The 22,735-nt window shown below is 61.4% G+C and carries 19 protein-coding genes; 12 read left to right on the top strand and 7 right to left on the bottom strand.

The features are described 5' to 3' along the window. Positions 1-906 (bottom strand): amidase (locus tag GHO41_RS22950; RefSeq protein WP_153434748.1); only part of this gene is annotated, 906 nt, incomplete at its 3' end. Between the two features lie 208 nt (positions 907-1,114). Here GHO41_RS22950 and GHO41_RS22945 point away from each other — a divergent pair. The 10 genes from GHO41_RS22945 to GHO41_RS22900 all read left to right on the top strand — a co-directional run bounded on the left by GHO41_RS22945 (position 1,115) and on the right by GHO41_RS22900 (position 11,353). Beyond that, positions 1,115-1,456 carry a hypothetical protein gene (locus GHO41_RS22945; RefSeq protein ID WP_048369148.1) on the top strand — a complete coding sequence of 114 codons (342 nt, stop codon included), beginning with the start codon at positions 1,115-1,117 and terminating at the stop codon, positions 1,454-1,456. A 96-nt stretch (positions 1,457-1,552) separates the two neighbouring features. Then, positions 1,553-2,815 carry a TolC family protein gene (locus GHO41_RS22940; protein WP_153434747.1) on the top strand — a complete coding sequence of 421 codons (1,263 nt, stop codon included), beginning with the start codon at positions 1,553-1,555 and terminating at the stop codon, positions 2,813-2,815. After that, the gene (locus tag GHO41_RS22935; RefSeq protein WP_053225213.1) at positions 2,805-4,043 is read left to right on the top strand and encodes an efflux RND transporter periplasmic adaptor subunit; all 1,239 of its coding nucleotides are present in this window, start codon (positions 2,805-2,807) and stop codon (positions 4,041-4,043) included. The genes GHO41_RS22940 and GHO41_RS22935 overlap by 11 nt, the downstream gene beginning before the upstream one ends. Continuing rightward, positions 4,040-7,198 (top strand): efflux RND transporter permease subunit, encoded by a 3,159-nt coding sequence (locus GHO41_RS22930; protein ID WP_153434746.1) that lies wholly within the window; start codon positions 4,040-4,042, stop codon positions 7,196-7,198. The genes GHO41_RS22935 and GHO41_RS22930 overlap by 4 nt, the downstream gene beginning before the upstream one ends. Then, complete coding sequence (locus GHO41_RS22925) at positions 7,195-7,527, top strand: copper-binding protein (protein WP_153434745.1); 333 nt, start codon at positions 7,195-7,197, stop codon at positions 7,525-7,527. The genes GHO41_RS22930 and GHO41_RS22925 overlap by 4 nt, the downstream gene beginning before the upstream one ends. Positions 7,528-7,698: 171 nt before the next feature. Further along, positions 7,699-7,911, top strand: a complete 213-nt coding sequence (locus tag GHO41_RS22920) for a hypothetical protein (protein ID WP_153434744.1) — start codon at positions 7,699-7,701, stop codon at positions 7,909-7,911. 1 nt (position 7,912) lies between these two features. Then, positions 7,913-8,218 carry an NIPSNAP family protein gene (locus tag GHO41_RS22915; RefSeq protein ID WP_048369143.1) on the top strand — a complete coding sequence of 102 codons (306 nt, stop codon included), beginning with the start codon at positions 7,913-7,915 and terminating at the stop codon, positions 8,216-8,218. A gap of 129 nt (positions 8,219-8,347) precedes the next feature. Then, a complete protein-coding gene (locus tag GHO41_RS22910; RefSeq protein ID WP_153434743.1) occupies positions 8,348-9,079 on the top strand; it encodes a GntR family transcriptional regulator in 732 nt (243 codons plus the stop codon). 122 nt (positions 9,080-9,201) lie between these two features. After that, entirely contained in the window at positions 9,202-10,491 is a 1,290-nt protein-coding gene (locus tag GHO41_RS22905) for an MFS transporter (RefSeq protein WP_153434742.1), read from the top strand. A gap of 28 nt (positions 10,492-10,519) precedes the next feature. Beyond that, a complete protein-coding gene (locus GHO41_RS22900) occupies positions 10,520-11,353 on the top strand; it encodes an amidohydrolase (protein ID WP_153434741.1) in 834 nt (277 codons plus the stop codon). Positions 11,354-11,613: 260 nt separating this feature from the next. On the opposite strand, the gene GHO41_RS22895 is transcribed toward GHO41_RS22900, so the two are convergent. Both GHO41_RS22895 and gudD read right to left on the bottom strand, forming a co-directional pair. Beyond that, complete coding sequence (locus GHO41_RS22895) at positions 11,614-13,197, bottom strand: aldehyde dehydrogenase (NADP(+)) (protein ID WP_153434740.1); 1,584 nt, start codon at positions 13,195-13,197, stop codon at positions 11,614-11,616. A gap of 40 nt (positions 13,198-13,237) precedes the next feature. After that, positions 13,238-14,587: a glucarate dehydratase gene (gene gudD, locus GHO41_RS22890; RefSeq protein WP_153434739.1), complete on the bottom strand. Its 1,350-nt coding sequence runs from the start codon at positions 14,585-14,587 to the stop codon at positions 13,238-13,240. Positions 14,588-14,882: 295 nt separating this feature from the next. Between gudD and GHO41_RS22885 the strand changes: the two genes are divergently transcribed. Both GHO41_RS22885 and GHO41_RS22880 read left to right on the top strand, forming a co-directional pair. Next, complete coding sequence (locus GHO41_RS22885; RefSeq protein ID WP_153434738.1) at positions 14,883-15,236, top strand: hypothetical protein; 354 nt, start codon at positions 14,883-14,885, stop codon at positions 15,234-15,236. Positions 15,237-15,249: 13 nt separating this feature from the next. Further along, positions 15,250-17,610, top strand: a complete 2,361-nt coding sequence (locus GHO41_RS22880; RefSeq protein ID WP_371929002.1) for a DNA polymerase II — start codon at positions 15,250-15,252, stop codon at positions 17,608-17,610. Here GHO41_RS22880 and GHO41_RS22875 read toward each other — a convergent pair. The 4 genes from GHO41_RS22875 to GHO41_RS22860 form a co-directional block, all read right to left on the bottom strand. Then, positions 17,607-17,885, bottom strand: a complete 279-nt coding sequence (locus GHO41_RS22875) for a hypothetical protein (RefSeq protein ID WP_048369134.1) — start codon at positions 17,883-17,885, stop codon at positions 17,607-17,609. The genes GHO41_RS22880 and GHO41_RS22875 overlap by 4 nt on opposite strands. A gap of 258 nt (positions 17,886-18,143) precedes the next feature. Then, positions 18,144-19,094 carry a bifunctional methylenetetrahydrofolate dehydrogenase/methenyltetrahydrofolate cyclohydrolase FolD gene (gene folD / locus GHO41_RS22870; protein ID WP_048369133.1) on the bottom strand — a complete coding sequence of 317 codons (951 nt, stop codon included), beginning with the start codon at positions 19,092-19,094 and terminating at the stop codon, positions 18,144-18,146. A gap of 33 nt (positions 19,095-19,127) precedes the next feature. Further along, positions 19,128-20,810: an APC family permease gene (locus GHO41_RS22865; protein WP_048369132.1), complete on the bottom strand. Its 1,683-nt coding sequence runs from the start codon at positions 20,808-20,810 to the stop codon at positions 19,128-19,130. A gap of 64 nt (positions 20,811-20,874) precedes the next feature. Continuing rightward, positions 20,875-22,735 (bottom strand): DUF1989 domain-containing protein (locus GHO41_RS22860; RefSeq protein ID WP_153434737.1); only part of this gene is annotated, 1,861 nt, incomplete at its 5' end.

The raw sequence follows: 22,735 nt of genomic DNA, 5'->3' as shown, positions 1-22,735 counted from the left end.
GTTTTCTGCGGTGCCGGCCAGCGGGTCGGCATTGATGTACATGCGCGGCACGCCAAAGCGCTTGCCGGCCAGGGATTCAGCGCTGGCGGCCAAATCCAGGTACGACGCCGGGCGCACGGATTCAACGCTCGGCAGCGGCACCCAAGGCTGCATGCGCCAGAGGTCGCCACGGGTGTCCGGGTCTTCGGCAACCACCACATCGAGCACTTGCAGCAGGTCGGCCATGGTTCTGGCATAGGGCACGACCACGTCCATGGTTGGTGTCAGCGGCCAGTTACCGCGCACTGAAATCACTCCGCGAGATGGCGTGTACGCGCACAGGCCGTTGTTGGACGCCGGACCGCGCCCGCTGGACCAGGTTTCTTCGGCCAGCCCAAACGCCGAGAAACTCGCAGCGGTGGCCGTGCCAGCACCATTGGACGAGCCGGAGGCGAAGGGCGCAGTCAAGTAGTCAGCGTTGTACGGGCTTTCGGCGCGGCCATACACGCCGCGTTGCATGCCGCCGTTGGCCATGGGCGGCATATTGGTTTTGCCCAGGCAAATGGCCCCGGCGGCGCGTAAACGTTCAATGGTGAACGCATCGCGATAAGCGATCAGGTCTTTAAAAGCCGGGCTGCCGGACGCGGCTGTCAGGCCCTTGACCAGGTAACTGTCCTTGGCGGTATAGGGGATCCCGTCCAGCGGGCCGAGGGCTTCACCCTTGGCGCGACGGGCGTCCGACGCTTCGGCTTCTTTAAGGGCTTCGGGGTTGCGCACCACCAGCGCGTTCAGCGCGGTCGGCGTTTGCGGGCCGTCATAGGCCTCGATGCGTGCAAGGTACGACTTGACCAGCTCAACCGCGGTGGTCTGGCCCGAATCGAGCGCTTCACGCAGTTGGGCAATGGAAACTTCAGTAACTTCGATCATGCGCTCACCGCCGAAGGTTAAGGGTGGATGTGGACTGTGTGCAGCTTAGCGAAACCGTTTTCGTTAATCGATATTTATCCGTAATTATTAAGCGGCTCGCGTCTACCGAATAAAACGCTGAACATAATCTGCGCTTAATTCCAGCACGCTCTGATAGCGCGAGTCGGCTAATTGTAACCGTCATTTTTAACGATTAAACTCGCGCCCCATGAAACGCTATCTGCGGCTTTGTCTTATTTTTGTCCTGAGCCTCGCGCTTCCCTTGAGTGGGATGGCGGGTGTGCAGGCACCGGCAGACCCGTGCCCCATGCAAGTGTTGGGCATGAAGATGATGAACGACATGGGCATGGACTGCTGCGACGACAGCAAGGCGCCGTCCGAACATGGCAAGTCGTGCAAACCCGGCCAGGAATGCAAAACCGGGACGATGTTGCAAATTTCGGTCATCAAGCCCGCACTTTCCTTGCCCAATCCGCTCACGCTGGCGCTGTTCAGCGATGCCGTACCCACTTCCGCCCCGTCCGGGGTGTGGCGCCCGCCACGGGTTTGATTCCTGTCCCTCTTTGAACCGTCTTGCGCATTAGCGCGAGGCACAGTTGCGCGCTGTGTTTGCAGCGTGCACGGGATCTTCACAGGAATCTAAAACATGAAACCCATGTGCTTTGGCACTGGCTTGCGCGTATGCGTCGGCCTGGTGGCAAGTGTGCTGGCGTGGCCGAGTTTCGCGGGTGGCCTGACCCTCGATGAAGCGCTACGCCTGGCCGACAATACGGCGCCTGCGCTGGCGGCCCAAAATGCCAGCGTGCAAGCGGCCAGCAGTGCCGCGATCCCGGCGGGCGAATTACCGGACCCAAAACTGGTGCTGGGGGTGCAGAACTTCCCGGTGGGCGGCCCCGATCGCGGCAGCCTGGACCGCGATTTCATGACCATGCAAATGGTCGGCATCCGTCAGGACATGCCCAATAGCGAGAAGCGCAAGGCGCGCATTGAAGTGGCCGATGCCGCTGTGGACACCGCCATTGCCCAGCGCCGGGTGGCGCGGCTGAATGTGCGTCAAGCCACCGCATTGGCGTGGATCAACAGTTATTCAGTGGAGCGCAAAGACGCGCTGTTTAAGGATTTCTACTCTGAAAATCGCCTGTTTGGCGATGCCGTGCGTGCGGCGATTGCGGGCGGCCGCGCGCAACCCTCTGATGCCGTGACCCCCAAACAGGAAGCTGCATTGTTGGCTGAGCAGCAGGATGAGTTGCAGCAACAGCGTGCCCAGGCCCATGCCGCACTCAAGCGCTGGATTGGCCCGGCGGGCAACGATACGCCGTTTGGGCGCTTGCCCGAATGGCCGGTCGAAGGCGGGATGTACACCCATAACGTGCAGCACCATCCGCAGCTCGCGGCCTTTGAACCCATGACCCGCGAGGCGCAAGCCAAGCTGCATGAGGCTGAGGCCCAGAAGCACTCGGACTGGAGTTGGGAACTCGACTACCAACACCGTGGGCAGCAATTCGGTGACATGGTCAGCGTGCAGTTTTCCTGGGATTTACCGATATTTCCCGGTCGCCGACAAAACCCGGTGATTGCCGCCCGGCAAGCCGACCTTGATCAGTTGGATGCCGAGCGCGAAGACATGACCCGCGAGCATACCCGGCAACTGGACGATGACCTGGCCGATTTTCAGCGCCTTAACCGTGCCGTGCAACGCGGTCAGGACAGCCTGATTCCGCTGGCCCAAGAGAAGGTCGCGTTGAGCATGGCCAGTTACCGCGCAGGCAAAGGTGATCTGAATGCGCTGGTCACGGCACGTCGCGAGTTGATCCAGGCCCGCCTCAAACAGGTGGACGTTGAAGAGCAGCGCGCAGCGGTCAATGCCCGTCTGTATTTCGCTTATGGGGAAGGCGCACATGACATTTAATAAAACCAAAGTAACCGGGCTGGTAGTCGCTGCGCTGGCGTTGGGCGTGGCAGCAGGCTGGTGGGCAGGGCAACCCCGTGACACCGGCATGGCGCCGTCAATGGCAGCCAGCGCGCCCAAGGCGCTGTACTGGTATGACCCGATGTTCCCGCAGCAAAAGTTCGATAAACCGGGCAAGTCGCCTTTTATGGACATGCAATTGGTGGCGCAGTACGCCGACGATAAAGCCGACGCGCAAACGCTGCGGGTTGATCCGGGGCAGACCGAAAATCTCGGTGTGCGCCTGGCCACGGTCGGTCGCGGCATGTTGGCGACCCGTGTCATGGCGTCCGGGGTGCTGGGCTTCAATGAGCGTGATGTGGCCGTGATTCAGGCGCGCACGCCGGGCTTTGTCGAGCGTGTCTACAATCTTGCGCCCGGTGATGTGCTCAAACCCGAAGCTGCGCTGGCGGATGTTTTGGTGCCGGAATGGGCGGCGGCGCAGGAAGAGTTTCTGGCGCTCAAACGCGTGGGTGATTCCGCGCTGCTGGCGGCGGCGCGTCAGCGTCTGCGCCTCACGGGCATGCCGCCAGCACTGATTGCGCAGGTCGAGCGCAGTGGCAAGGTGCAGCCGGTGTTGACCGTCACCAGCCCGGTGGGCGGCGTGTTGCAGACGTTGAATGTGCGTCAGGGCATGACCTTGGCACTAGGTGAAACCCTGGCCCAGGTCAATGGCCTGGGCAGCGTCTGGCTGACCGTGGCGGTACCCGAGGCGCAAGCCGCAGCCGTTGCGCCGGGGCAAACCGTCGAGGCACGTTTACCGGCCTTTGCCGGGGAAGTGTTCAAGGGCACGGTCAGCGCGATCCTGCCGCAAACCAACGCCGACAGCCGCACGTTGCAGGTGCGGGTCGAGCTGGCGAACCCCGGTGCACGGCTGCGACCGGGGTTGACCGCGCAGGTCAGCCTTGAGCAGGGCATCGATCAGCATGTGTTGTGGGTGCCCGGCGAAGCGGTGATTCGCACCGGCCATCAAGCCTTGGTCATGCTGGCTGAGGAGGGCGGGCATTACCGCCCGGTTGAGGTGCGTACCGGGTCTGAAAACGATGGCCAGACCGCCATCCTGCAAGGGCTGCAAGAAGGCCAGCAGGTAGTGAGTTCAGGCCAGTTCCTGCTTGACTCCGAGGCCAGCCTCAAGGGGCTGGACGTCACGCCGCTGGCGCCAAACCTGCCAACCGGGAGCCAGCCATGATTGCCGCGCTGATTCGCTGGTCTGTCGGCAACCGGATGCTGGTGTTGCTGGCGACGTTGTTTGTGACGGCGTGGGGCATCTGGTCGGTGCAAAACACGCCGATTGATGCCCTGCCGGATTTGTCCGATGTGCAGGTGATTATCCGCACGCCGTACCCTGGGCAAGCCCCGCAGATTGTCGAAAACCAGGTTACTTACCCGTTGACCACCACCATGCTCTCGGTGCCCGGCGCCAAGGCCGTGCGTGGCTATTCGTTTTTCGGCGACAGCTTTGTCTATGTGTTGTTTGAAGACGGCACCGACCTGTATTGGGCGCGCTCGCGGGTGCTGGAGTACCTGAGCCAGATTCAAGGCCGCTTGCCCGCCAGCGCCAAACCGGCGCTGGGTCCGGATGCCACGGGGGTGGGCTGGATTTATCAGTACTCGCTAGTGGACCGCAGTGGTAAGCATGACCTCGCACAATTGCGCGCTCTGCAGGACTGGTTTCTCAAGTTCGAACTCAAAACCCTGCCCAATGTGGCGGAAGTGGCGACCGTGGGCGGGATGGTCAAGCAGTATCAGGTGCAACTCGATCCCCTGAAAATGGCTGCGCTGGGCATTACTCAGGCAGAAGTCACTGAGGCCATCGGCAAGGCCAACCAGGAAACCGGCGGCGCGGTGCTGACCATGGCCGAAAGCGAATTTATGGTGCGGGCGTCGGGCTACCTCAAGACCCTGGAGGACTTCCGGGCAATCCCGCTCAAGCTCGGCACCGGTGCGGTACCGGTCACGCTGGGCGACGTGGCAAACATTCAACTGGGGCCGGAATTGCGCCGGGGTATTTCAGAACTCGACGGTCAAGGCGAGGCCGTGGGCGGCGTGGTGATTCTGCGCAGCGGCAAAAACGCTCGCGAGACCATTGCTGCCGTCAAGCAAAAGCTCGATGAGCTGAAAGCCAGCCTGCCCGCGGGTGTAGAGATCGTTACCACCTACGACCGCAGCCAATTGATTGATCGGTCGGTGGACAACCTCAGCCACAAACTGCTGGAAGAGTTCCTGGTGGTGGCGCTGGTGTGCGGGGTCTTTCTGTGGCATCTGCGCTCCTCGCTGGTGGCGATCATCTCGCTGCCGGTGGGGGTGTTGATGGCCTTTATTGTGATGCGCTACCAGGGCATCAACGCCAACATCATGTCGCTGGGCGGTATCGCGATTGCCATCGGCGCCATGATCGATGCGGCGGTGGTGATGATCGAGAACGCCCATAAAAAAATCGAAGCCTGGCACCACGCGCATCCCGGTGAAGAACTGAAGGGTGCCCAGCACTGGCAGGTGGTCACCCAGGCCGCCACGGAAGTCGGGCCAGCGTTATTCTTTTGCCTGCTGATCATCACCTTGTCGTTTATCCCGGTGTTCACCCTGGAGGCGCAGGAAGGGCGGTTGTTCGGCCCGCTGGCGTTCACCAAAACCTGGTCGATGGCCGCGGCTGCCGGGTTGTCGGTGACCTTGGTGCCGGTGCTGATGGGCTACTGGATTCGCGGGCCCATCCCCGACGAAAAAAAGAACCCGCTCAACCGTGGTTTGATCCGGCTATATCAACCGGCGCTGGACGCGGTATTGCGCCGTCCGAAAACCACTCTGGCGGTTGCCTTGCTGGTGTTCGTCAGCGCCTTATGGCCGATGTCGCGGCTGGGCGGGGAGTTTCTGCCGCCGCTGGATGAAGGGGATTTGCTGTACATGCCCTCAGCGCTGCCGGGGTTGTCGGCGCAAAAGGCCGCGCAACTTCTGCAACTCACCGACCGGTTGATCAAGACCGTGCCGGAAGTTGCCCATGTGTCGGGCAAGGCCGGTCGCGCCGAAAGCGCCACCGACCCGGCGCCGCTGGAGATGTTTGAAACCACCATCGCGTTCAAGCCCCGCGAGCAATGGCGTCCCGGTATGACCCCGAAAAAGCTGGTGGAGGAACTGGACCATGTGGTGCGGGTGCCGGGGCTGACCAACCTGTGGGTGCCGCCGATCCGCAACCGCCTCGACATGCTCGCCACCGGGATCAAGAGCCCCATCGGAGTCAAGGTCAACGGCGGTGATCTGGCCGCAATCGACAGCGTTGCCCAAGCCATAGAGCGCGTGGCCAAGGGCGTGCCGGGAGTCAGCTCGGCGCTGGCTGAACGGCTCACGGGCGGGCGTTACATTGACGTCGATATCGACCGTGCAGCAGCGGCCCGTTACGGGCTCAACATTGCCGATGTACAGGCGATTGTGGCCGGGGCCATTGGCGGTGAAAATGTTGGTGAAACCATCGAAGGGCGGGCGCGCTTTCCCATCAGCGTGCGGTACCCGCGTGCCTGGCGGGACTCGCTGAGTGCTCTGCAACAGTTGCCGATCTACACCCCGCAGGGCAGCCAGATCACCCTCGGCACCGTGGCCACTGTGCGCATCAGCGAGGGCCCGCCGATGCTCAAAAGTGAAAACGCGCGGCCTTCGGGCTGGGTGTATATCGACGTGCGCGACCGCGATTTGGCATCGGTGGTGAGGGATTTGCGCCAGGCCATCAGCGAGCAGGTGCACTTGCAACCTGGCATGAGCGTGAATTACTCGGGGCAGTTTGAATACCTTGAGCGGGCCAACGCACGGCTCAAGCTGGTCGTGCCCGCGACCTTGCTGATCATCTTTGTGCTGCTGTACCTGACCTTCAGCCGTTTCGACGAAGCCCTGTTGATCATGGCGACCTTGCCCTTTGCCCTCACGGGGGGCGTGTGGTTCTTGTACCTGCTGGGCTTCAACTTGTCAGTGGCCACCGGGGTCGGGTTTATCGCCCTGGCCGGGGTGTCTGCCGAGTTCGGCGTGATCATGCTGCTGTACCTGAAAAACGCCTGGGCCGAGCGCCAGCTGGCGGGCGAGGGCAGCGAGCAAGGGCTGGTTGCCGCCATTCGCGAAGGCGCCGTGCAACGTGTGCGGCCCAAGGCGATGACCGTGGCCGTGATCATTGCCGGTCTGTTGCCGATCTTGCTGGGCGGCGGCACCGGCAGTGAAGTCATGAGCCGCATCGCGGCGCCCATGGTCGGCGGCATGCTCACCGCGCCTCTGCTTTCCCTGTTTGTTATCCCGGCGGCGTACCGCGTGATGCGCCGTCGCCATTTACCTGTTGAAACCCAACCTTCTCAAGGAACCCCCCTATGAAATTCCCTCTCGTAGTCGTAGCCAGTCTTGTTGCCGCGTTCAGTGTTGCGGCCCATGCAGAAGACATGTCGGGCATGCCAATGGACGGCATGCAGGCTCAGCAGCAAGCACCGGCTGCCAGCGCCGAAGGCGTGATCAAGGCGATTGATCCGGCCAGGCACACCGTGACCCTGGCCCACGGCCCGGTCCCGGCTTTGCAATGGCCGCCCATGACCATGGGCTTTGCCGTGACCGATGCGCAATTGGCCGGGCTGGCGGTGGGTGACAACGTGGCGTTCAGCTTCCGCCTGGAAGGCAGCAAAGCGACGATTGTCTCCATTCACAAATAGAGGCAGGGTGGGAGCGGGCTTGCTCGCGATTGGATTGATGCGGTGTACCCGCATGGCCGAGGTGTTGCCATCGCGAGCAAGCCCGCTCCCACAGTGTTATGTGATTGATCAATATAGATAGCGTCAGTTTTTGTCGTATTCTGCGGGCTGATTCACAAGGATGTTGTTTAGATGCAATGGTTTAAGCGCTTCAATCAGGCGTGTGAACGCTTCGGAAAGCGGATCCCGACCTGGCTTTTTGGTCTGGTCGCCGCAGGCTTTTTTATCGCATGGCTGACCACGCTGTTTATCCCGATACCCTTCAACCCCGTGCTGCTGATGATCCCTGCGGTGGTTATCACGATGGGCGTGCTGAATAGACTCTACCCTTCAAAGGAACGATGAAATGGTTACGTGTTACCTGCGTTATGTGATCGACCCCTACCAGCTGGCAGAATTCGAAGCGTATGCACGCATCTGGATCCCGCTGGTGGAGAAATTCGGCGGCACCCATCACGGTTATTTCCTGCCTTCGGAAGGGGCTAACAATATTGCCCTGGCGATGTTTACCTTCCCCAGCTTGACCGCCTACGAAGACTATCGTGAGCGCTCCAAGACCGATGCCGAATGCATCGCCGCGTTCAAGCTGGCCGAAGACAACCGCTGCATCCTCAGCTACGAGCGCAGCTTCTTCCGCCCCGTGTTCGAATAAGCCCTGCTTCAAACGTGCGGGTGCCTGACAGCGCCCGCCGCCATTCGGTGCTTGACAGCCAACCCGTCCGGAGAAATACTCGCCACCAATATTCATATATATGACTAGATAACAAGGTGAATAAGGTCAATGAATTCTCTATCCGGTGATACCCGCCTGCCGCAGTACCAACGCTTGCGTGATCATTTGGCGGAGCAGATCGCGCAAAATCGCTGGCGTCCGGGGGAGGCGATCCCGACTGAGGCCGCGCTGTCGGCGCAATACCTGCTCTCAACCGGCACCGTGCGCAAAGCCATTGATGCGCTGGTCAGCGAGGGCATTCTGGAGCGCCAGCAAGGTCGCGGGACGTTTATTCGGCGGCCTCAGTTTCAGTCGTCGCTGTTTCGTTTTTTCCGTTTTCAAACCGCTGCCGGTGAGCGCAAGGTGCCGCAGAGCCGCATCCTCTCAGTCGAGCCGGTCGCCGCGCCTTCGGCCGTGGCTCAAGCCTTGGGCTTGCCCGCCGATGCGCAGGTCATTCGTATCATGCGCGTGCGTTTGCTGGATGAGCAGCCGGTGCTGGCCGAAGAAATCTGGCTCCCTCACGCACTGTTTGCGCCCTTGCTGCAGCTCGACTTGAGCCAGCAGGGGCCGTTGCTCTATCCCATCTATGAAGATGTTTGCGCTCAGGTCGTCGCCCGTGCGGAAGAGACCCTGACCGCCGAATCGGTCAATGACGTGTACGCGCGCCTGCTGCAAGTGCCGGTCAACAGCCCGGTGGTGGTGATTGAGCGCCTGGCCCGTGATTACGCCGGTACGCCGCTGGAATGGCGGCGCTCGCGCGGGCATGCCGAGCACTTCCGTTACAGCGTGGACATCCGCTAACCCCAGGCCTTCGGCCCGCTGCCTGCGGACCGGGGGCTTTTTTGTGTGTTGCTTTTGACTGGCCTGACGGCGGCACAGTCCGCATTCGGCCGCCTTGCGTTTGACTTATAAGGATAAAAAACATGTTCAGTTGGTATCGTCAGATCACTTCACGGGAACGCAAAACGTTCTGGGCCTGCTTCGGTGGCTGGTCGCTCGACGCTTTGGAAGTACAAATGTTTGGTCTGGCGATTCCGGCACTGATTGCCGCTTTCGCCTTGACCAAGGGCGACGCCGGCCTGATCAGCGGCGTGACCCTGGTGACCTCGGCCATCGGCGGCTGGGTGGGCGGCACGTTGTCCGACCGCTACGGGCGAGTGCGCACGTTGCAGTGGATGATCCTGTGGTTTTCGTTCTTCACCTTTCTCTCGGCTTTTGTCACCGGCTTCAACCAACTGTTGATCGTCAAGGCGCTGCAAGGCTTTGGTATCGGCGGCGAGTGGGCTGCGGGCGCGGTGCTGATGGCCGAAACCATTAACCCGAACTATCGCGGCAAGGTCATGGGCACCGTGCAAAGTGCCTGGGCCGTAGGCTGGGGCCTGGCCGTCGGGGTGTTTACGCTGATCTATTCGCTGGTGCCGCAAGACATGGCCTGGCGAGTGATGTTCCTGGTCGGGCTGCTGCCGTCGCTGCTGATCATCTGGGTACGTCGCAACGTGCAAGAGCCCGACAGCTTTCAGCGTCTGCAAAAAGAAAACGCCATCCCGCCAAGCTTCTTCAAATCGCTGTCGGGTATTTTTCGCCCTGAACTGCTGCGCGTGACCTTGTTTGGCGGGCTGTTGGGCCTCGGTGCCCACGGCGGCTACCACGCGGTCATGACCTGGTTGCCGACCTTCCTGAAAACCGAGCGCAACCTGTCGGTGTTGAACTCGGGCGGTTATCTGGCGGTGATCATTGCGGCCTTCTGGTGCGGCTGCGTGGTCAGCGGCTTTTTGATCGACCGCATCGGGCGACGCAAAAATATCATCCTGTTCGCCCTGTGCTGCGTGATCACCGTGCAGTGCTACGTCTTTCTGCCCCTGAGCAATACGCAAATGCTGTTCCTCGGCTTCCCGCTGGGCTTTTTCGCGGCCGGGATTCCGGCCAGCCTCGGGGCGCTGTTCAACGAACTGTACCCGGCGGATGTGCGCGGCGCCGGTGTCGGCTTTTGCTACAACTTCGGGCGCGTGTTGTCGGCGGTGTTCCCGTTTTTGGTCGGGCACATGAGTGAGTCCATGTCCCTGGGCTCGGCGATTGGTATCGACGCCGGGATTGCCTATGGCGTGGCAGTGATTGCCGCCCTGTGCCTGCCGGAAACCCGTGGCCGCAACCTTGAAGCGCCCAACCAGGCACAACCGGCCAGTGGTAGCAGCAACGACACCGCACGTGCCTGATACCCATTACTTTTGATAGATGAACGACATGCCTGATACCCGCTTTACGCCGATTAGCGGCATTGATTCCCACGCTCATGTGTTCAGTCGCGAACTGAGCCTGGCGGCCGCACGGCGCTATACCCCGGGCTACGACGCCACTCTGGCGCAGTACCAGAGCCAATTGCAGGCCAATGGCTTCAGCCATGGCGTGCTGGTGCAGCCGAGTTTTCTCGGCACTGACAACCGCTACCTGCTGGCGGCGCTCAAGCAAGCGCCGCAACACTTGCGCGGGGTCGTGGTGCTGGACCCCGGCACTGAACGGGCGCAGATGCGTGAGCTAGCTGGCCAGGGCGTGGTGGGCGCACGCTTGAACCTGATGGGCTGTGCACTGCCTGATTTTAACCAGCCGGTCTGGAAAGCATTTTTAGGCAATATCGCGGCGTTAGGCTGGCACATCGAACTGCACCGTCAGGTTGAAGACTTGCCGGGTTTGCTCCGGCAACTCAAGCCGTTCGGGATCAAGGTGGTCATCGATCACTTCGGTCGCCCGGATGCACGGCTGGGGCTAGAACAGCCGGGCTTTCACCAGATGCTTGAACTGGGGCAGGGCGGGCAGGTGTGGATGAAAGTCTCGGGCATTTATCGACTGGCCGGGACTGAGCAACAGAACATCGATTTCGCCAGGGCGGCGTTGCGCCTGTTGCAGCAAAGCTTGGGTCCAGAGCGGTTGGTGTGGGGCAGCGACTGGCCGCATACGCAACACGAAGAGCGTGTCGGCTATACCTCGGTGGTCCAACAGTTGGACGCGCTGGAGTGCTCGACGCAGGTCAGGCATGCACTGTTGGTTGAAGCGCCACGGGCATTGTTCGGCTTCGAATAGCGTTTATTGATTTGGGTCAGTACCGCCCGGAGAAAAATCGCGCAAAATTTCTTGTTACCTGTCGTAACACTGGGGTATTATCGCCCTGCGTTCACCTACCACGGTTTATGCATTTTTAAGCCCCAAGTTTCCATCAGCTACTTGGGCTTTTTTTTGCCTGAAATTTGGCCTGTACATCAAAACTGTAGGAGCGAGCTTGCCTCGCGATCTTTAAAAGATCAAAAGATCGCGAGGCAAGCTCGCTCCTACAGAGTGATCTTTTAATCGATCACCCGCGCACTCCACTCGCCATTGACCAAGCGCTGCAAGCCCAGCGGGTTGCTGTTTTGCAACGCTGCGGGAAGCAGGGCGTCCGGGTAGTTCTGGTAGCACACCGGGCGCAGGAAGCGATCAATCGCCAGTGAACCCACCGACGTGCCGCGAGCATCCGAAGTGGCCGGGTAAGGGCCGCCGTGGACCATGGCATCGCACACTTCGACGCCGGTCGGGTAGCCGTTGACCAGAATACGCCCGACCTTTTGTTCAAGGATCGGCACCAGCCACTGATAGTGCTGCAGGTCGCCCGGTTCGCCAATCAGGGTGGCAGTCAGTTGCCCGCGCAAGGCCAGCAAGGCCTCTTTTAACTGCGCGTCATCAGCCACTTCGATGATCAAGGTCGCCGGGCCAAACACTTCTTCTTGCAGCAACGGGTCCTTGTCCAGCAGCAGGCTAACATCGGCCTTGAATAGTTGTGGCTGCGCTTGCGTGCCGCTCTGTGCGTGCCCCGCCAGATGGCTGATGCCCGCGTGATTGATCAACTGCTCGACGCCCTTGGCGTAATTGCGCAGGCCACCGGCATTGAGCAAGGTGTGCGGCGCCTGTTCGCTCATGTATTGGGTCAGTTGTTGCACAAACCCGGTGAACTCAGGCGAGCGCACGCCGATGACCAAGCCCGGATTGGTGCAGAACTGGCCGCCGCCCAAGGTCACCGATGCGGCCAGGTCTTTGGCGATGCTGGCCGCGCGTGCTGCCAGGGCTTGAGGCAGGAGGATGACCGGGTTGATGCTCGACATCTCGGCAAACACCGGGATCGGCTGTTCGCGCTCGGCGGCCATTTTGCTCAGGGCATTGCCGCCATGCAGCGACCCGGTAAAGCCCACGGCCTGGATAGCCGGGTGCTTGACCAGCGGCTCGCCGACGCCTGCGCCAAAAATCATGTTGAACACGCCTTTGGGCATGCCGGTTTTTTCGGCGGCGCGGATAATCGCGCAACCAACCTGATCGGCGGTCGCCATGTGCCCGCTGTGGGCCTTGAACACTACCGGGCAGCCTGCGGCAAAGGCCGCGGCGGTATCGCCACCCGCCGTTGAAAACGCCAGCGGAAAGTTGCTCGCGCCGAACACCGCAATCGGCCCTACACCAATCCGATATTGGCGCAGGTCTACGCGGGGCAGCGGCTTGCGATCCGGCAGCGCCAAGTCAATGCGTGCGCCTAAAAAGTCACCACGCCGCAAAACCTTGGCAAACAGGCGCATCTGCCCGCTGGTGCGGCCACGCTCTCCTTGAATGCGCCCGGCCGGCAGCGCAGTTTCACGGCAGACCAGCGCGACAAAATCGTCACCCAACTGGTCGATTTCATCGGCGACGGCGTCGAGGAACTCGGCGCGGCGCTCGGGGCTCAGTTGGCGGAAGCTCGCAAAGGCTTCATCGGCGGCCTGGGCGGCCAGGTCGACCTCTTCGGCGGTAGCTTGATAAAAGTGATAAGGCAGGGCTTCGCCCGTGGTCGCATCAAGGCTTTGAAGGAGGGTGGTGCCTGCGGCGCTGCGGCGACCGGCGATAAAGTTGTGGCCTGTAACAGTCGACATGTGTTCAATCCTTACTTATTAGGCGTGCGTGCAGCGCGGCTCAGCGCACCAGACACGGTTTTTTGTTATCGAATTTCCAGCCGGGAATCATGTATTGCATGGCGATGCTGTCGTCCCGTGCGCCGAGGCCCATGCCTTTGTACAACTCGTGGGCCTTGGCGACGGCGTCCATGTCGATTTCCACGCCGAGGCCGGGTCTGGCCGGCACCTGGATCTCTCCGTCAATGATCTGCAGCGGGTCGCGGGTCAGGTGCTGGCCGTCCTGCCAGATCCAGTGGGTATCAATGGCGGTGATCTCGCCGGGCGCGGCGGCAGCGACCTGGGTGAACATGGCCAGCGAAATATCAAAGTGGTTGTTGGAGTGCGAGCCCCAGGTCAGGCCCCATTCGTGGCACATTTGCGCGACCCGCACCGAGCCTTGCATGGTCCAGAAATGCGGGTCGGCCAGCGGGATGTCGACCGATTGCAACTGGATCGCATGGCCCATTTCGCGCCAATCGGTGGCGATCATGTTGGTGGCGGTCGGCAGGCCGGTGGCGCGGCGGAACTCGGCCATCACTTCGCGCCCGGAATAGCCGTTTTCGGCGCCGCACGGGTCTTCGGCATAGGCCAGCACTTTATGCTGGTCGCGGCACAGGGCGATGGCTTCCTTGAGCGACCACGCGCCGTTGGGGTCAAGGGTGATACGCGCGTTGGGGAAGCGTTCGGCCAGGGCGGTTACGGCTTCGATTTCTTCAGCGCCGCGAAGCACGCCACCCTTGAGCTTGAAGTCGTTAAAGCCATATTTGGCCTGCGCGGCTTCAGCCAGTCGCACCACGGCTTCGGGGGTCATGGCGTGTTCATTGCGCAGGCGGAACCAGTCATCGGCGCTGTCTTCAGTGCGGTATCCCAGATCGGTTTGCTGGCGGTCGCCGATATAAAACAGGTAGCCGAGCATCTTCACCGCATCCCGCTGCTGGCCTTCACCTAGCAAGGCTGCCACCGGCACCTCAAGGAACTGGCCAAGCAGATCGAGCAGGGCAGACTCCATGGCTGTCACGGCGTGAATGGTGATGCGCAGGTCAAAGGTTTGCAGGCCACGGCCACCGGCATCACGGGCAGCGAAGGTGCTGCGCATGCTGTTGAGCACGCGCTGGTAGTTGCCGATGGCCTGGCCGACCACCAGGCTGCGGGCGTCCTCCAGGGTTTCCCGGATGCGTTCACCGCCCGGCACCTCACCCACGCCGACATTGCCACTGCTGTCCTTGAGGATCACGATGTTGCGGGTAAAGAAAGGCCCGTGGGCACCGCTGAGGTTGAGCAACATGCTGTCGTGGCCAGCCACCGGAATGACCTGGAGGCTGGTGACCACGGGCGTTTTGCTGGCGTGATGAGGGTGTTCGGCAGTCATGGCATGGTCCTTATTAGAATTAGAGTCAGGGCTGGGCGAATCAAGTTGACAGACATCATATGACTTGAGTTTTCACCTCGCAATGCCTCAATCAAACCAATCAGTTATAAAAAGCCCCGGGGACGGTGATTTCTATAAGCGGATCGCCACTTTTACGTCCGCGTAAGTCCGTTGAGAAACGCACAGTTTTAAAAAGTGCTATCAGGTCATCGTATGTGTTGTGGTGTGGCTGTCAGTCAATGAATCCGTTGTACCCGCGTGCTATCGTGGGCGACTTTTTTTGAGGGGATATTCAATGCGAATGCTGATTGGCGCTGTAGGCCTGGCCTTGCTGGCGGGGTGTGTCTCACCGGCGATGAATGAAGCCCGCAACCAGGCCCCCACGCGGACCCTGATCTCTGACAAAGAGACGCCGAAGGTGGCCGAGTGCATCAAGTTCACCTGGGAAGACGAGGGTGTGTTCGGGGTGGATGCCAGTGCCTATATCGACAAAGACAAATCCGGTCGTTTGACGGTCTATACCCGTGGCGCCGAGTCGTTTGTCGACCTGCAGCCGCAGGGCACCGGCACCGCCTTGAGCTATTACGCCAAGCAGCCAAACGACAGCGCTGCGTTGCGCCGTTTGGCCATGGTTGCCACGTGTTTGTAAGGCGCACCTTGTTGTGCTGAGACATGGCTTTGTACTGACCCGGCATTGGCGCGATACGCCGTCAGGGGTTGAAGTGGAGTTCTGGCTGGCCACCGATGACGGGCCGCAGCACGTGCGCCTGCCGGTGCAGACGTCTGTCGCGTTTATGCCGCAGGCGCAACGTGGCCAGGTCGAAGCGCTGGTGCAGGATGAGCGCAATATTGAGTTGCGTGAGCTGGCCCTGCGCGACTTCCACTCGCGGCCGGTGCTGGGCCTTTACAGCCAGCAGCATGGGCAATTGATCGACATCGCCCAGCGCCTGCGCCGCGCCGGGGTTGAGGTGTTCGAGGCCGATATTCGGCCACCTGAACGCTTTTTGATGGAGCGTTTTATCACCGCCCCGGTGAGTTTTAGCGGCCAGCCCCAAACGGATGGCCCGCTGCTGGATACGCGGATGAAACCGCACCCGGACTACCGACCGCGTTTAAAACTGGTCTCGCTGGACATTGAAACCAGCGCCCAGGGCGACCTGTATTCGATTGCCCTCGAAGGTTGTGGTCAGCGCCAGGTGTACATGCTGGGCAAGGCGACGGACGCCGACACCCCGGTGGATTTCGACCTCGAGTTTTGCGCCACCCGTGGCGACCTGTTGCTGCGCCTGAACCACTGGATGGCGCTGCACGACCCTGACGCGATCATTGGCTGGAACGTGGTGCAGTTCGATATGCGCATCTTGCACGAACATGCCCGACGCCTGGGTATCCCGTTGCTGTTGGGGCGTGGGGGCAGCGAAATGCAGTGGCGTGAGCACGGCTCGCGCAACAATCATTACTTCGCCAGCGCGGCGGGGCGCTTGATCATCGACGGTATCGAATCGCTGCGTTCGGCGACATGGTCGTTCACCTCGTTCAGCCTGGAAAACGTCGCGCAAACCTTGTTGGGTGAAGGCAAGGACATCAGCACCCCCTACCAGCGCATGGACGAAATCAACCGCATGTTTGCCGAGGACAAGCCCGCACTGGCGCGCTACAACCTCAAGGACTGCGAGCTGGTGACGCGCATCTTCCACAAGACCGAGCTGCTGACATTTTTGCTGGAGCGTGCCTCGGTCACCGGGCTGGAAGCTGACCGCAGCGGCGGTTCGGTGGCGGCGTTCTACCACTTGTACATGCCGCTGATGCATCGCCAGGGCTACGTTGCCCCGAACCTCGGCGATAACCCGCCGCAGGCCAGCCCCGGCGGCTTTGTCATGGAGTCGCAGCCCGGTTTGTATGAGTCGGTGCTGGTACTGGACTACAAGAGCCTGTATCCATCGATCATCCGCACGTTCTTGATCGACCCGCTGGGACTGATCGAAGGGCTGCGAGAGCCTGACGATGAACACTCGGTTCCGGGCTTTCGTGGCGCGCGTTTCTCCCGTACCCGGCATTGTTTGCCCGCGATCATCGAGCAGATAGCCAATGGCCGGGAAGTGGCCAAGCGCGAGAAAAACGCACCGCTGTCACAAGCGCTGAAAATCATCATGAACTCGTTTTATGGGGTACTGGGCTCCAGTGGCTGCCGCTTTTTCGACACCCGGCTGGCCTCGTCAATCACCCTGCGTGGCCATGAAATCATGCTCAAGACCCGCGCCCTGATCGAAGCGCAGGGTTACAGCGTGATCTACGGTGACACCGATTCGACCTTTGTCTGGCTGCGCAGCGAGCACAGCGAAGCCGATGCCGCACGCATCGGCCGTGAACTGGTGCAGCACGTCAACCAATGGTGGCAAGCCCATGTCCGCGATGAGTACGGGCTGGTCAGCGCGCTGGAACTGCAATTCGAAACGCACTACCGCCGATTCTTGATGCCGACCATTCGCGGGGCCGAAGAGGGCAGTAAAAAGCGCTATGCCGGGCTGGTGATGCGCCCTGACGGGCAGGCAGAAATGGTCTACAAGGGCCTTGAAGCCGTGCGCAGCGACTGGTCGCCGCTGGCGCAACAGTTTCAGCAGGCGTTGTACCTGCGCATCTTCAACCGCCAGCCGTACCAGGATTACGTGCGCGATTTTGTGCAGCGCACCCTGGCGGGCCAGCATGACGAATGGCTGATCTACCGCAAACGCTTGCGCCGGCCGTTGAGCGACTACGAGCGCAACGTCCCGCCGCACGTGCGCGCGGCGCGGCTGGCAGACGAATACAACGACCAGCAAGGCCGACCCCGGCAATACCAGAATGGCGGCTATATCAGCTACGTCATTACTGTGGCGGGGCCGCAGCCGCTGGAGAACCGCACCGCCGAGGTCGACTACGATCACTACCTGACCCGGCAGTTGCAGCCCGTGGCCGATGCGATTCTGGTGTTTGTCGACGATGACTTCAGCGCGCTGGTGGGCGGGCAAATGGGGTTGTTTTAAGCGTCGCTGGCGGGCGTCGCGGCTTTGGAGCGAGCACGGTCTTTTGCGGCTTTGGCTTCAGCGGCCAGACTTTCCAGACAAAACTGCTCGGCGTAACTCATCAGGATCTCGGTGGTATCGCCTTTGATCGTGCGCGAACCGGCGAGAATGTAGCGCATGCGTTTTTCAGTGACACCGATGCGCTGGGCAATCCAGGCCGGGGTCTGGCCGATGCGGTCCACCAGCTTGTTGGCGTATTCAGTGGAGTGGTTATAGCGTTCAGCGTTGGGAAACATAGAGGGTCCTGGGGCGGAAAATAAAAGCCGGACGGCAGGGTACTCCTTTTCGCCACCAACCCCTTTATTTAAACGACTGGGGTGATAAGAGGCGGCTCCCACGGGGTTGTAGTCGCTGACGAGCACCGCGAGGCTGCGATCGATTGCGCAGCGATCGCGAAACCTGTGCCCCCGAATCTGTCTGGATGAGCGCGTTTGCTGATTTACGACGACTGTGTCGCCGATCGCAGCCTTCGGCAGCGACTACAAATGGGTGTTTTAGCCGACAGCCGGGTAGCTGATCGGGCGCTCTGAGCGTTGCAGTTCACTGGCGATCAGGGTGTTTTTCAGTAGATAGGCAATGGTCATCGGCCCCACACCGCCCGGAACCGGGGTGATGGCGCTGGCCACGCGACTCGCGCTCTCAAAATCCACGTCGCCCACCAGTCGGGGCCCGTTGCTGGTGTCGATGCGGTTGATGCCGACATCAATCACCACAGCGCCCGGCTTGAGCCAGCGGGCATCGATCATCTGCGGCCTGCCCACGGCCGCGACCACGATATCCGCCAGACGGCACAGCGCCGCAGCATCGACGCTGCGCGAATGCACCACACTGACGCTGCAATTGGCCTGCAACAGCAAGGTCGCCATGGGCTTTCCGACAATATTGGAGCGACCCACCACCACGGCATGCAGGCCGCTCAGGTCACCGAGGGTTTCGTGCAGCAGGCGCATGCAACCGCTGGGCGTGCAGGGTGTGAGGACCTCGTCGCCTTGCACCAGCCCGCCAACGTTTTCACGATGAAACCCGTCTACGTCCTTGATCGGCGCAATGGCCTGGATCACCGCTTGTTCATTGATGTGCGCAGGTAACGGCAGTTGCACCAGAATGCCGTTCACGCCCGGGTCGGCGTTGAGGCGCTGGATCAGTTGCAGCACCTGCTGCTGGCTGACGTTGTCGGGCAGGCGGTGCTCCAGCGAGCGGATGCCGACGTCTTTGGCGCGCAGCAACTTGTTGCGCACGTAGACTTCGCTGGCGGGGTCCTGGCCGATCAGCAGGACCGCCAGTGCCGGGTAAATCTGTTGTGCGGCGAGGGCGCGGACGTCTTCGCGAACCTCGTCGAGAACCTGCGCCGACAGGGCTTTGCCGTCGATGATGCGGGCGTGTGTCTGGGCTGAAGGGGTCAATCGAATCACCGTTGTCTTGAGGTTTAAAAAGGGCTGGAGCATCAGGGACGTGCCCTGATGCTCCAGCCGTAAACGTCAGATCACCGCCAGTTGATGGCAGCCATAGACCACGAGCACACCCGCGATCAACGTGGCGTAGGGCAACCAGCCCGCGCGTTTTTGACCCGAGTCGGCCTCGATATAGAGGTCGTTGAGCATGGCTTCGGGGAAGCGCCCTTTGTCCTGCAGGTAATGGCGGAAGCAAAACACCGGCAGGATCAGCAGCGCCAGCAGCAGCCCGGTCAGCAGTGTGCCCGCGCCCCAAATGTCGGCGCCCAGGCCCATGCAGGCCAGGTTGACGAAACTCAGCACGCCACCGGCGGCCAGCAGCAGGGTGGGCGCCTTGTACGGGCGGGCCCAGTCCGGGCGGTCCATGCGGTGGATCCAGCCGGCATTGAGGTTGAGGAAGTTAAAGATGATGTAGCTGACGTTGGATGCCGCCAGCACGAACACGTAGTCCGACATCAATAACAACAGCAGGTTGAAACCCAGGTCGGTCCACATGGCCGCTGTCGGCGCCCCATGTTCATTGGTGCGGCCCAGGTATTTCGGCAGCCAGCCGTCTACCGACGCCTGGTACAGGGTGCGCGACGAGCCTGACATGGAGGTCATGATCGCCAGCAAAGTGGCGAGCACCAGCATGATCAGCACGATGTTGGCCACCAGCTTGCCGCCACCGATGCTGTCGGCCATCACTTGGCCGACGCCCATGCCGCTGTAGATGGCAGGGGACAGCAGGCCGCTGTAGACCGCCGGGGTAACCACCGCACCGCTGGCATCAAGCACCGCCGGTGTCACCAGTTGGCCCAGCCCGAGGCTGCCCTGAAATGCCAGCGGGACCAGGGTGAAGACGAAGATACACAGCACGCCCGCGTAAAAAATCGCCTTGAAGGTGTCGCGTTTCGGGTCCTTGAATTCGCGGGTGTAGCACACTGCCGTTTCAAAACCGTAAGTCGACCAGGCGGCCATGAACAGCCCGCCCGCCATCAGGGTCCAGCCGGACATGTTCCAGCTGCCGTCGACCACTTGTCCGGCTGCATCGTGGGCCAGCGGGTAGAGCGGGAAGAAATTGGCCTGCAGGGTGTCGCCGGTAAACAGCGGAACCACGCCGACCAGCAGCAGCGGAATCAGCGAGGTCATGCCCAGCACCAGGGTCAGGCGTGCCGAGCGCAGAATGCCGCCGTGCTGCACGGCAAACACCGTCAGTAGAATCAACAGGCCGATGGCGAAGGTGGCGTTGATGCGCAACGACAGCCCGCTTTTGACCCAGCCCAGATCGAGCAGGGTCAGTTGCCAGGTGTTGATCAGCGAATCGGCCGGAAACAGCGCCGTCAGAATATAGCCTGCGGCCAGCCCCGAGCCGATGGACAGCACCGGCGACCAGGCCAGCCAGTTGCACCACACCGACACCGGGGCAATCAGCTTGCTGTAGCGCACCCAGGCCACGGCGCCATACACCGAAGCGCCTCCGGATTTATGCGGGAACAATCCGGCAATTTCGGCGTAAGTGAAGGCCTGGATAAACCCGAACAGTATCGACACGATCCACACAATCCAGGCCGGTTTGCCCACCGTTGCGGCAATGGCGCCGATGGTGAACAGCACCAGCGCCGGCACGCCACTGGCGACCCAAAACGCCCCTCGCCAATCGATTTTTCGCTGCAGGCTGCCCACTGAACGGGCGGACTGCGGTACGGCCTCGAACGTAGTCGCTTCCATTTTCTTGATCCCATGTCTGTATTGCGTGGTAGTGGGGCAGGCAAAGTGGGGTGACGTTCGTCGATCAGCTACGGACGCGGCTCTTGTCCGGGTCATAGAAGATCGCTGCGCTGACCGTGGCGCTGATGCGCTTCTGCAGGCCATCGACTTTTCCAACTTCCAGCTCAGTACCGGCTTCGCTGCACGCCACATCCACCCGGCACAAAGCAATGTTGCTGCCCAGCAGCGGTGAGCGGCAGGCGCTGGTGACCACCCCGACCCGGGCCCGGCCACGGTAGACCGGGTCGCCGTGGTGTGCGCCTTCGTTGCCGCTCAGGTGCAGGCCCACCAGCTTGTGCGTGGGGTGTGCGCTGCGGCGCAGCAGGGCGTCGCGGCCGATAAAGTCATCGGTTTTGCTTTTAAGCGGCACTGAAAAACCGATCCCGGCTTCAAACGGATCGGTCTGATCGCTGAATTCATACCCGGCAAAAATCAGACCGGCTTCGATGCGCAACATGTCCAGTGCTTCCAGGCCCAACGGGACGATGCCCAAGGGTTGGCCCAGCGCCCAGATCCAGTCCCAGACGCGCTCGGCATCTTCGGGCTGGCACCAGACCTCAAAGCCCAGTTCGCCGGTGTAGCCGGTGCGTGAAATCATCAGCGGGCAGCCGTCGTAACCGTCCAGGCGGCCCACCAGAAAGCGGAACCAGCCCAGGGTTTCAATGCTTGGCTGGCCGGGCGGGGTCCAGACCATCTGTTGCAGCAGCTCGCGGCTGCGCGGACCTTGTACGGCGAGGTTGTGAATCTGCTCGCTGGCGGACTTGATCCAGACTTTCATGCCCAGTTTTAGTGCTTGTTCACGCAACCAGACGCCGGCGTAGTCCTCGCCGCAGATCCAGCGAAAATTGTCCTGGCCCAGCCGCAGCAGAGTGCCGTCGTCGAGCATGCCGCCGTGTTCGTGGCACATGGCTGAATACACCACCTGGCCGATTGCCAGGCGCCGCACGTCGCGGGTCAGGCAGTACTGCAACAAGGCTTCGGCGTCCGGCCCGAGGATTTCGAATTTGCGCAGGGCGGTGAGGTCCATCACCGCTACCCGCTCGCGGCAGCCGAGGTATTCCTCGATGGCGCCGTAGCCGTCGTAGCGCAGTGGCAGCCACCAGTTGCGGTAGTCGACAAAACTGCTGGTGAGGGCGCGGGTACGCCCGTGGAATGCGCTTTCGCGGGTCAGGATCGGGTCGGCATCCGCCGTTGCTCGAGTGCTCATGGCGATGGAAAAACGCTCCTTTTCGCTGTAGATGCGGACATGAATGTCCGTCGGGTTCCAGCCGTTTGCCGGGTCGATGTCGTCCGGGCAGGACGTGCTGCCACACACCAGGTCGGTCATGGCCCGTAGCAGCACGTAATCGCCGGGGCGTGACCAGGGCTCGTCGAGGGTCAGGTGCTGGTGGGCATCGATCCCGGTGTTAAAGAAGAAATTGATCGCCGGCCAACCGGCACGGGGTTGTATGCCATGCGCGGCGAGTACCCGGCTCAGGTTGTCGCTGCAGTTGTCGTGCCCAAAATAGCCATGGGTTTCGTAGTAGCGTGCCGCGCAGGCCAGGGCGAAGGAGTCGTGGCGGCCAACGGTGTCTTGCACCACTTCGAGCATCGGTTGCATCTGGCGGTCGAAAAATTTCGAAAACAGGCCGGGCAGCGGGTAAGCGCTGCCGTTCAGGGTGCGGGTCACGGTCTGGTCGAGGTCCAGCTCCAGGCCGCGATCCAGCGCCCTGCGGTCCAGCGCGACAAAGTCAGAGCATTGCCGGCCAGCCACATCCAGTACCTGCACGTACTGGCCCTTGGCGACGGTATAGCTGTGCGCCGTGCCGGGGCGCAGGGTGAATTCGTCGACCAGATCAGCCAACGGCTCGGGCAGCGCGGGCAGCAGCAGGGCCGAGGGATTGGCC

It is taken from the genome of Pseudomonas sp. FSL R10-0399 (genome assembly GCF_009600165.1).
GTDB classification, from domain to species: domain Bacteria; phylum Pseudomonadota; class Gammaproteobacteria; order Pseudomonadales; family Pseudomonadaceae; genus Aquipseudomonas; species Aquipseudomonas helleri.
This window is presented reverse-complemented; position numbering and strand designations above follow the sequence as displayed.